5 protein-coding genes, 1 pseudogene and 1 riboswitch are annotated in these 10,085 nt (G+C 60.0%); of the genes and pseudogenes, 5 read left to right on the forward strand and 1 reads right to left on the reverse strand.

The genetic code is table 11. From position 1 onward, the window contains the following. The first annotated feature begins 410 nt into the window (after positions 1-410). The 3 genes and pseudogenes from glyA (at position 411) to NKI24_RS32340 (ending at position 4,078) form a co-directional block, all read left to right on the forward strand. Positions 411-1,749: pseudogene (glyA, locus tag NKI24_RS32330) on the forward strand (serine hydroxymethyltransferase). Positions 1,750-1,803: 54 nt separating this feature from the next. Further along, the gene (gene metK, locus NKI24_RS32335) at positions 1,804-2,979 is read left to right on the forward strand and encodes a methionine adenosyltransferase (RefSeq protein WP_352750377.1); all 1,176 of its coding nucleotides are present in this window, start codon (positions 1,804-1,806) and stop codon (positions 2,977-2,979) included. A gap of 106 nt (positions 2,980-3,085) precedes the next feature. Further along, on the forward strand, positions 3,086-4,078 hold the full coding sequence (locus NKI24_RS32340; RefSeq protein WP_352750378.1) for an adenosine kinase: 993 nt from the start codon (positions 3,086-3,088) through the stop codon (positions 4,076-4,078). Between the two features lie 32 nt (positions 4,079-4,110). On the opposite strand, the gene NKI24_RS32345 is transcribed toward NKI24_RS32340, so the two are convergent. Beyond that, positions 4,111-4,788, reverse strand: coding sequence for a transposase (locus NKI24_RS32345; RefSeq protein WP_352750379.1), 678 nt, complete (start codon positions 4,786-4,788; stop codon positions 4,111-4,113). 290 nt (positions 4,789-5,078) lie between these two features. On the opposite strand from NKI24_RS32345, the gene NKI24_RS32350 reads away from it, so the two are divergent. Together NKI24_RS32350 and metE are read left to right on the forward strand one after the other, a co-directional pair. Next, positions 5,079-6,707 (forward strand): MFS transporter, encoded by a 1,629-nt coding sequence (locus NKI24_RS32350; RefSeq protein ID WP_352750380.1) that lies wholly within the window; start codon positions 5,079-5,081, stop codon positions 6,705-6,707. A gap of 496 nt (positions 6,708-7,203) precedes the next feature. Continuing rightward, positions 7,204-7,404: riboswitch (cobalamin riboswitch) on the forward strand. A gap of 95 nt (positions 7,405-7,499) precedes the next feature. Continuing rightward, positions 7,500-9,845: a 5-methyltetrahydropteroyltriglutamate--homocysteine S-methyltransferase gene (gene metE / locus NKI24_RS32355; RefSeq protein ID WP_352750381.1), complete on the forward strand. Its 2,346-nt coding sequence runs from the start codon at positions 7,500-7,502 to the stop codon at positions 9,843-9,845. Positions 9,846-10,085 lie beyond the last annotated feature (240 nt).

Genomic DNA, 10,085 nt, shown 5'->3' on the forward strand with positions numbered 1-10,085 from the left:
CTTTCCAAGTGGCTTGGTCGTGACCAATGCTGACACTGGTCAGTCGCCTACGGACGGCAGCGCATTTAGATCGCCTTCGAATTCTAGGCCTTTGCGCGCACGCGGACCTAACTGTCTGCCAGCTAGCGGAGATTCTGGGTCTGCGTCGTGAGCACGTTGTGCGACACGTTCGGCTGCTGGCCAGAGCCGACTTTCTTTACTGCAACGAACAACGTCCGTGGTGCTCGTACAATCTCAAAACAGGAGGTAAGGACGGCGGGCTGGTTCAATTGTTGGTTGATCTCCTGCCCCACGGCGATGGCTATCACAAACGAGACCTTCAACGGCTCGAAGCGGTACGAGACACGCGGCCGAAGGGGACCGCATGCTTGACCGTGAAATAGGTCATCCAATTGGAGCGCGAAGCTATCATGGACAACTCCGCCGACGGCGCGATCGCACAGCCCGACACCTACGGGCAGTCTTCCTTGGCGGCGGTTGATTGCCGCGTTCACGAACTGCTTCTAAGACAGGAGCGGCAGGAGCGGACGACCCTTAAGCTCATCGCCTCAGAGAACTTTGCGTCCTCGGCCGTGCTGGAAGCGAACGGCTCGATTTTCACGAACAAGTACGCCGAGGGGTACCCCGGTGCGCGATACTACGCTGGAAATGAGGTCGTTGATGAGCTTGAGAATCTAGCCATTGAGCGCTTGAAAACACTATTTGGCAGCGAGCATGCCAACGTCCAGCCTTATTCCGGCTCGCCGGCCAACCAGGCTGTCTATCGTGCGCTTTTGAGCCCCGGTGACAAAGTCATGGGCTTGCCCCTTCCGGAAGGGGGCCATCTGACTCATGGTTGGGCCATCAACTTTTCCGGAACTGACTATCAACGCGTCCCCTATGGACTAGATGAAAAGACACAGCAGATTGACTATGACCGCTTGCGCGAGACAGCCAAGCGGGAACGGCCGCGGCTCATTTGGGTCGGCGGAACTGCTTACCCGCGTGTCTTTGACTACGCGGCAATGGCAGAAATCGCCCTGGAAGCGAGCTCCTATCTCGTAGCCGACATTGCGCACATCAGCGGCCTGATTGCCGCGGGAGCGCACCCGAATCCCGTGCGCCATTGCGACGTGGTCAGCAGCACCTCCCACAAATCGATCCGCGGTCCCCGCGGTGGCTTCATTTTGTCAAGGAATGAAGATCGCTATCAAGCGCTGTATCATTCGAAGGGCAAATACAATCTCGCCAGACGAATAGATCGCGCTGTCTTCCCTCAACTGCAAGGCGGCCCCCATATGAATGTTATCGCTGCGCTAGCAGTTGCCTTGCACGAAGCCGCGAACCCGTCCTTCCGAAGCCACGGCCAACAGACCGTCAAGAATGCCAAGGCTCTTGCACAGGCACTGATCGAGCGAGGTTATGACCTGGTTACCGGGGGGACGGACAATCACATGCTGATCCTTGATCTGCGCGATCGACCACTATCGGGCAAGGCCTATGCCGAGCGGCTAGCAAAGGCAGGCATCATCACAAACTTTAACATGGTGCCTGGCGACCCGCGGGATCCGGCGGTCACAAGCGGAATTCGCCTGGGGGCGCCAGCAGTGACGTCAATGGGCATGCGCGATGTGGAAACCGTGCAAATTGCTCGCTTCATTGACTCCGTCCTCTGGCGAGCCAGACGACGAAGATCTCCATGCCTCCCTGCGAAGAGACGTTGCCGACTCGTGCGCTGCGTTCGAGGTCCCGGGCATCCCCGACAGGTAAGGTGGGCTAAGCAAAATGCCCCATACAACTCCAACACCCGAAGTGAGGCATTTCATGGCTAGGCAGTTCGTGTTCTCTTCCGAATCGGTTGGCGCGGGACACCCGGATAAGTTGGCCGACAACATCTCGGATGCCATCCTCGATGCCATCCTCCGCACCGATCCCAAGGCGCGCGTCGCCTGTGAAGCGTTGGTAAAATCAGGGATAGTCGTTCTGGCTGGCGAGATTACCAGCGATGCGCGGGTGGATTATAGCCAAGTTGCGCGCGATACAATTCTCGATATTGGATACGACGATGAGGCCGTCGGCTTTGACGGCCGGCGTTGCTCCGTCGTTCATGCACTCACCGAGCAATCGCCCGACATTAGCCAGGGCGTTGACGAGGGACGAGGGCAGGACCTCCAGCAGGGAGCGGGAGATCAGGGCCTCATGTTCGGCTACGCATGCCGCGAAACCGATACTCTAATGCCTTTGCCGATCCAGCTCGCTCATCGCTTGACGAAACGACAGGCAGATGTCCGGAAAGCACGACAGCTTGGCTGGTTGCGTCCTGACATGAAATCCCAAGTCTCAGTGCGCTATGACGGGTTGCGCCCGGTCGCCCTTGATACCATCGTCGTATCGACCCAACATGACGAGCAGGTCTCGCAAGAGACGGTCCGCGAGGGCGTCATTGAGGAAATCATAAAGCCTGTCCTGCCGACCCACCTGGAGACGGAAGGCATAAGAATTCTGGTCAACCCGACGGGGAGGTTCGTAGTCGGCGGGCCGCGCGGCGACTGCGGTCTCACTGGACGCAAGATCATCGTCGATTCCTATGGTGGGATGGGTCGTCACGGCGGCGGCGCCTTTTCGGGCAAGGACCCGTCCAAGGTTGACCGCTCAGCTGCCTATGCGGCCCGGTATGTCGCAAAGAATATCGTCGCTAGCGGACTTGCGGACGTCTGCGAGGTGCAGCTTGCTTACGCAATCGGCGTGGCCAGTCCGGTTTCTGTCATGGTCAACACGTTCGGGACAGCGAGGGTTGAGGAAAGAAGGATCGAGCGCCTCATTCTTGAGTTGTTCGATCTCAGACCGAAGGGCATTATCAAGATGCTTGATCTCTTACGCCCTATATACCGCAAGACCGCGACCTATGGCCATTTCGGCCGTGAAGAGCCTGACTTCACCTGGGAGAAGACAGACAGGGCCGACGAATTGCGTCGCGAGGCAGGACTTGCCGCCCCGTGAGGGCTGGCGCCGAACGGATTGGCAAGCGAGAAAGCCCATTCCCACTGGCCAGACCCGCGCCCGGCCGGGGTGGCAAGAAGCCGGCAGAGTTTTGGCGGAGACATTGATGCCGGATTATGACGTGCTTTGCATCGGAAATGCCATCGTCGACATCATCGCCCAGTGCGACGAGGCGTTCCTGGAGACCAACGGCATCATCAAGGGCGCGATGAATTTGATCGACACCAGGCGCGCCGAACTGCTCTACAGCCGCATGGGCCCGGCCATTGAAGCCTCGGGCGGCAGCGCCGGCAACACGGCGGCGGGCGTTGCCAGCTTCGGCGGCCGCGCCGCCTTCTTCGGCAAGGTCTCGAACGACGCGCTCGGCGAAATCTACGCGCATGACATCCATGCCCAGGGCGTCGCCTTCGACACCAGGCCGCTCAGCGGCGAGCCACCGACGGCGCGCTCGATGATCTTCGTCACGCCGGACGGCGAGCGCTCGATGAACACCTATCTCGGCGCCTGCGTCGAGCTCGGCCCGGAGGACGTCGAGGCCGACAAGGCGTCGGGCGCCGCGGTCACCTATTTCGAGGGCTATCTATGGGACCCGCCGCGCGCCAAGGAAGCGATCAGGCAGACGGCGAAGCTCGCCCATGCCGCCGGGCGCGAAGTGTCGATGACATTGTCGGACTCGTTCTGCGTCGACCGCTACCGCGACGAGTTCCTCGATCTCATGCGCTCCGGCACCGTCGACATCGTCTTTGCCAACAGCCACGAGATCAAGTCGCTCTACCAGACCGCGTCCTTCGACGAGGCGCTGGCGCAGATCCGCAAGGATTGCAAGATCGCCGCCGTCACCCGCTCGGAAAAGGGCTCGGTGATCGTGCGCGGCGACGAGACCGTGACCATCAATGCGACCAGGATCCGCGAGCTGGTCGACACCACCGGCGCCGGCGACCTCTACGCCGCCGGCTTCCTCTACGGCTACACGCAAGGCCGCAGCCTCAAGGATTGCGGCGATCTCGGCTCGCTGGCGGCCGGACTGGTCATCCAGCAGATCGGCCCAAGGCCACGGCAGAATCTGCGCCGAGAGGCGGAGCAGGCGGGATTACTGTAGGTGGCGAGCCAAGAACCAGCTGCCCACCCTCCTTAATCCAGCCCGAGCCTTTTCTTCAGTTCCGCATTCTCCTTGCGGAGACGATCGGCAAGCAGGCTCTTTAGCCGCTTGTTTTCTTCCTCGAGCGCGACGAGATCCTTCAGCCCGTCACTGTCCGCCGCCGGCGCCGAGGCCTTCTTCCAAAGATAATATGTCTGTTCCGAGATGCCGGCTTGCTTCACCGCGCTCTTGAGAGTAGCGCCGCCGCCGATCGAGGTCTCGATCTGCGCCAGCTTCTGGGCACGATCCTTCGCGGAGTAGCTCTTTCGGCCTGTTCGCGCTGACGGCGGTGCTTCAGTGGTCGCGGATATCGGCTTGGCGCCCTCCTTGCGGGCAGGCGCGCTCGCCTCAGCTTCTGGCTTCCTCGACCGCCGCGCTCTCGTCTTCGGTTTTGGCGTTTCCGCTTTGTCTGCCGGTGCGCTAGGAACTACTGCTGACTCGGTTTCCAGGGGATTGGCCATGAAATGCTCCACTCGCGGTTTTTGCAAAGGTTCAGCATCAAGGGCCACTACAGTAGAGTCAACAAGCTGACGATTTAACGGCTCGACTTCCTTTGTTGTCTCGGCCATCGCCGCGGCGATGTCGAAATTGCCCCAGATGGAACGTGCGGATTTTTGATAATTGCGCTTTTGTTTGACTTCCACGGTGAATGGTCGCGTCTGCCGCCTCATAGTTCCTTCCTGAATAGGAGAATGAAGTCGCCGCTCGAATTTTTGGCGCTTCCTGCTTAGCGCGGAGCATTATCGTATAGCCGCTCAACGGGCAAGTGATGCCGGTCTTCGATGGCTGACCCATCTGGGGAGATTTGAGCGGCTTCGCGCGTCCTGCGCATGCCTGTAAGGCCGCCAAGTTTTCTGGGTTAGCAGGCGCGCCACTGTGGCAGCTTGGCTTGTACGGCGAGGCCATGGTTGAGTGAGGCGAACCAAATCCAGCCCCGCGCTCGATCCCGAAGCTTCCCACAATGGCGAAGAGAACATCTTCACTCGTTCCTTTTCAGCACAAGACCTTCCGTTCGCTATGGTCGGCTGCACTCGTTTCGAACCTTGGCACCCTGGTGGAAGGTGTGGCGGCGGCTTGGCTGATGACCAGCATCGCCACCTCCCATGGAATGGTGGCGCTCGTCCAGTCATCGACCACCCTCCCCTACATGATCTTCTCCCTCGCGGCGGGAGCGCTCGCGGACAACTTTGACCGTCGCCGGATCATGTTGACTGCGCAACTGCTGATGGTCTGCGTATCCGCCTTCCTGGCGTTCCTGACCTATGCGGGGGAAATGACACCCTGGATCCTTCTGGGTCTCACCTTCCTGATCGGCTGTGGTTGGGCATTGCACGATCCCTCTTGGCAAGCCTCGATGGGGGATATCCTGCCTCGCGAACACCTGCCTAGCGCGGTTGCGCTCAACGGCATGAGCTACAATCTCATGCGCAGCATCGGGCCGGCGATTGGCGGCATAATCGTGGCCACAGCCGGTGCGGCCTTCGCGTTCCTCTTTAACGTCTTTTGCTACTTCGCTCTGATCGCTGCGCTGTTGCGGTGGAAAGCCGTACGGGCACGACAAGCGCTGCCGCGGGAGGCTTTCGGCAGTGCGATGGCGGCGGGCTTCCGTTACGTGCTCTTGTCGCCGAACCTTCTCAAGGTGATGTGCCGGAGTTTCATTTTCGGCCTCACCGCCGTTGTCATTTTGGCTCTCCTGCCGTTGGTTGCTCGCGAACAGGTCAAAGGGACCGCGGTCACCTACGGCGTGATGCTTGGCTTCTTCGGCTTGGGAGCGATTTGCGGCGCGCTCCTCATCGGGCGGGTCCGAGAAGTTCTCTCCAACGAATGGGTCATTCGCGGTGCGTTCTTTATATTGGCGATCAGCTGCTTCTTTCTGGCATGGAGCGAGCACGTTTGGCTGAGCTGTCTGCTCCTCATGCCAGCCGGTGCGGCCTGGATTCAATCATTCTCGCTGTTTAACGTCACAGTGCAGCTTTCGGCGCCGCGGTGGGTGGTTGGACGCGCCCTGTCTCTCTATCAGACGGCCACATACGGCGGCATGGCGGCGGGAAGCTGGCTTTGGGGCGAACTGGCGGATGTCCAAGGTGTTTCGGGAGCCTTCCTCGTCGCCAGCGTGGTTCTTGTGATTGGTGGACTGATGGGGATCGTTCTGCGTCAGCCGGATTTCGAAACGCTCAATCTGGATCCGACCAACAAGTTCAGCGAACCGACGCTGCAACTTGACCTGCGGCCACGAAGCGGTCCGATCATGGTGATGGTCGATTATCGTATCGATCAGAGAGATGTCCCAGAATTTCTCAGTGTGATGACATCGTGGCGAAAAGCCCGGCTGCGAGATGGCGCCAGACAATGGGCGTTGCTGCGTGACCTGGAAAAGCCAGAACTATGGACCGAGTGCTATCATGTGCCAACCTGGGTCGAGTATGTTCGCCACAACAACAGGCAGACCCAGGATGACGGCGAAATCGTTGCGCGCCTGGAAGCGCTGCACCGTGGCGATTGCCCGCCCAAGACGCATCACAAGATCGAACGCCAAACCGTGCGCGTGCACGACGATTTGCCGCTCAGGCCTCATTTGGACAGGACTTGAGCTGGCCCGGTGGTTTGAGCCGGGTTACCTTGAGCCGGTGGCTGCGAACGAGCAGAACGTTGGCCTCGACCCTTCGCAACACGCCGCTATACCGGGCCTCCGGTGCTCCCCTCGAAATCGTTGTGTCGTGCCACCGAGGGCATCACGGCCAACACCTTCCACATGGGCAACAGCCTCGCCATGGAGTCGAATGTGGTCGCGAGCAGATCACCAAAGAAGCGGTCGGAACCTCGGAGCCGAAGTTCGATGCCGAGGTGGCGTTCGCATGATGCGGGAAGCAGCACCACGGCGCTTGCCGGTATGTTTGCCGCCGGCAGCCGACGAACTCCTATCCTCCTGGCGAAGAGCGATGTGCGTCATTGCTTTGATTTACCGGCCGCTCAAGGCTCCCACAGTTTTCGCTTTCGAGGCGACCTATGGGAACATGCCAACGGAAATTTAACATAACGACATAAACATTTCTTTATGCGGCGTTGACAAAGAAGCGAACTGTTGTAATTGTCTCCCGAGTCGTGGTTCTCCGTACGGCGCTGCCGCAGCGGAGCTAAGAGGGAAGCCGGTGCGATGCCGGCGCTGCCCCCGCAACTGTTAGCGGCGAGCCAACCCCACTCATGTCACTGAGGCGAATAGCCTTGGGAAGACGGGTAGAGGCTATGACCCCGCGAGCCAGGAGACCTGCCACGGCGAATTACGTCCACGGGCGGGGTGTCTCGGTGGCCGCTGCAGCCTGGCGTTCGTGCCGGCCCGCTAGCGCCTTCCTTGTCACCGACGCCCCAACCATCGGGGTATGGCATGACTGTCTCTCAGCAAATTCCTGTAGCAACGCTCGGCGTGCCGCGCTTCGGTCGTCGGCGAGAACTGAAATTCGCGCTTGAAAGTTACTGGTCCGGAAAATCTTCCGCCGCCGACCTTCTCACGACGGCGAAGGCGCTCCGTGCCGCTAGCTGGGAGGAGCAGCACGATCGCGGCGTGTCGAAAATCCCGTCGAACGACTTCTCGCTCTACGACCATGTGCTCGACACCGCAGCCATGGTCGGCGCCGTTCCATCCCGTTACGGCTGGAATAGCGGCGAGGTCCCACTTGACATCTACTTCGCAATGGCGCGCGGCAACCAGGGTCAGACGGAGGATTGTGGACACGCTGGTCACCAGCACGCGGCTCATGGGCCTGATGTAACCGCGATGGAAATGACCAAGTGGTTTGACACCAATTATCACTACATTGTGCCGGAACTCGACGATGATCAGACGTTCGCCCTCTCGTCGACGAAACCGGTCGACTACTTCCTCGAGGCTAAAGCTCTCGGCATTCACACACGCCCAGTCATCCTTGGACCGATCACCTTCCTCAAGCTGGCGAAATCGCCTGCCGAAGGATTCGATCCCATCGCGCTCCTGCCGCGGCTGCTGCCCGTCTACGAGCAACTCGTGCAGAGGCTGAAGCTGTCGGGAGCCGACTGGGTGCAGATCGATGAGCCAGCGCTTGTCCTCGATCTGAACCCGAACGAACGAGCTGCGTTCGAATTCGCCTATAGCCAGCTGTCGAAAGCCGCGCCCGAGTTGAAAATCATGCTGGCTACGTATTTCGGGCCGCTGGGAGACAATCTCGAAACCGCGGTTTCTCTGCCCCTGGCCGGGCTGCATATTGATCTCGTGCGCGCTCCCGAGCAACTGGAAACCGTGGGTCGGCTCGCACCGAAGGATCTGGTGCTCTCGCTTGGCTTGATCGATGGCCGCAACGTCTGGCGTGCGAACCTGCCCGCCATTCTCGACCGCATCAAACCGATCGTCGCCGGCTGGCCCTTGGACCGCGTCGAGATCGCGCCTTCTTGCTCGATGCTGCACGTGCCGATCGACCTGCGCATGGAGACCGAACTCGACGCGGACATCAGGTCGTGGCTCGCCTTCGCGGCCCAGAAGACCGACGAGTTGGTGTTGCTGGCCCGGGCCCTGACTCAAGGCAGGGATGCGGTGGCAGGCGCGTTGAAAGCGTCTGCCGAGGCTGCCGCCACTCGCGTGACATCCACGAAGATCCATGACCCGCTTGTTGAGGGACGGATCGCCAGCATTGACGACAGCATGAAGCGACGAGAGAGCGCTTTTGCCGAGCGCTCCAGAGTCCAGGCCGGCACGCTCGGGCTGCCGCCGTTCCCGACGACGACCATCGGGTCCTTCCCGCAGACGCCGCAGGTACGCAGGGCGCGGGCCGCTCATGCGAAGGGCCAGCTGAGCTATGTCGACTACGAGACCTTCCTGAAGAAGGAGATCGAGGCTGCAATTCGCTGGCAGGAAGAGATCGGGCTGGACGTGCTGGTGCACGGTGAGTTCGAACGAAACGACATGGTACAGCATTTCGGCGAGCAGCTGTCCGGCTTCGCCTTCACCCAGCATGCCTGGGTGCAGAGCTATGGGTCGCGTTACGTGCGCCCCCCCATCATCTTCGGCGACGTATCGAGGCCCAATCCGATGACGCTGCGCTGGTGGCAATTCGCCCAGTCGCTTACGGAATACCCTGTGAAGGGAATGCTCACAGGCCCAGTGACCATTCTCAACTGGTCTTTTGTTCGCGACGACGTACCCCGCTCCGAGGCATGCCGCCAGATCGCGCTTGCCATCCGCGACGAAGTGACGGATCTCGAATGGTCCGGCGCAAGGATGATCCAGATCGATGAGGCCGCGTTTCGCGAAGGATTGCCACTGCGCCAGTCTGACTGGAAAGACTATCTCGACTGGGCTGTCGAATGCTTCCGGATCGCTTCAACGGCTGTAAAGGACGCGACTCAAATCCATACCCACATGTGCTATTCGGAGTTCAACGAGATCATCGACGCGATCGCCGAAATGGATGCGGATGTAATTTCGATTGAGACGTCGCGCTCGAAAATGGAACTGCTGGACGCCTTCACGAGCTCCAAATATCCGAACGAAATCGGGCCCGGAGTCTACGACATTCACTCACCACGTGTCCCGGAAGTCGGGGAGATTTCGGATCTCGTCATGCTTGCCCGCGAGCGACTGTCGGATTCCCAACTGTGGGTAAACCCGGACTGTGGCCTCAAAACACGCAAATGGGAGGAGGTCCGCCCTGCCCTCATGAACATGGTCGATGCAGCACGTGCGCTCCGGGAGAAAGTGTAGGCCGGAGGGTTTCCTGGTTGCTCACCATGTGGTGAGTCACCGGCTGCCGCATGTCGGCCGTGAATGTGCCAAAACGCGATCACATCCTTTGAAATAAGTCACTCGAGCGAGAATGTGCACTTTCCTTCGGCACGTGTACTAGTCGCGCAGGAGTAAAGGGTACCGTTTTCTCCCTGTGACGTGTCGAGTTCGAAGGGGATGTGATCGGCGTCGAGACCGCTCCAGCCATGGTTATCAGAA

Source organism: Mesorhizobium sp. M0701 (genome assembly GCF_040320365.1).
Taxonomy (GTDB): Bacteria; Pseudomonadota; Alphaproteobacteria; order Rhizobiales; family Rhizobiaceae; genus Mesorhizobium.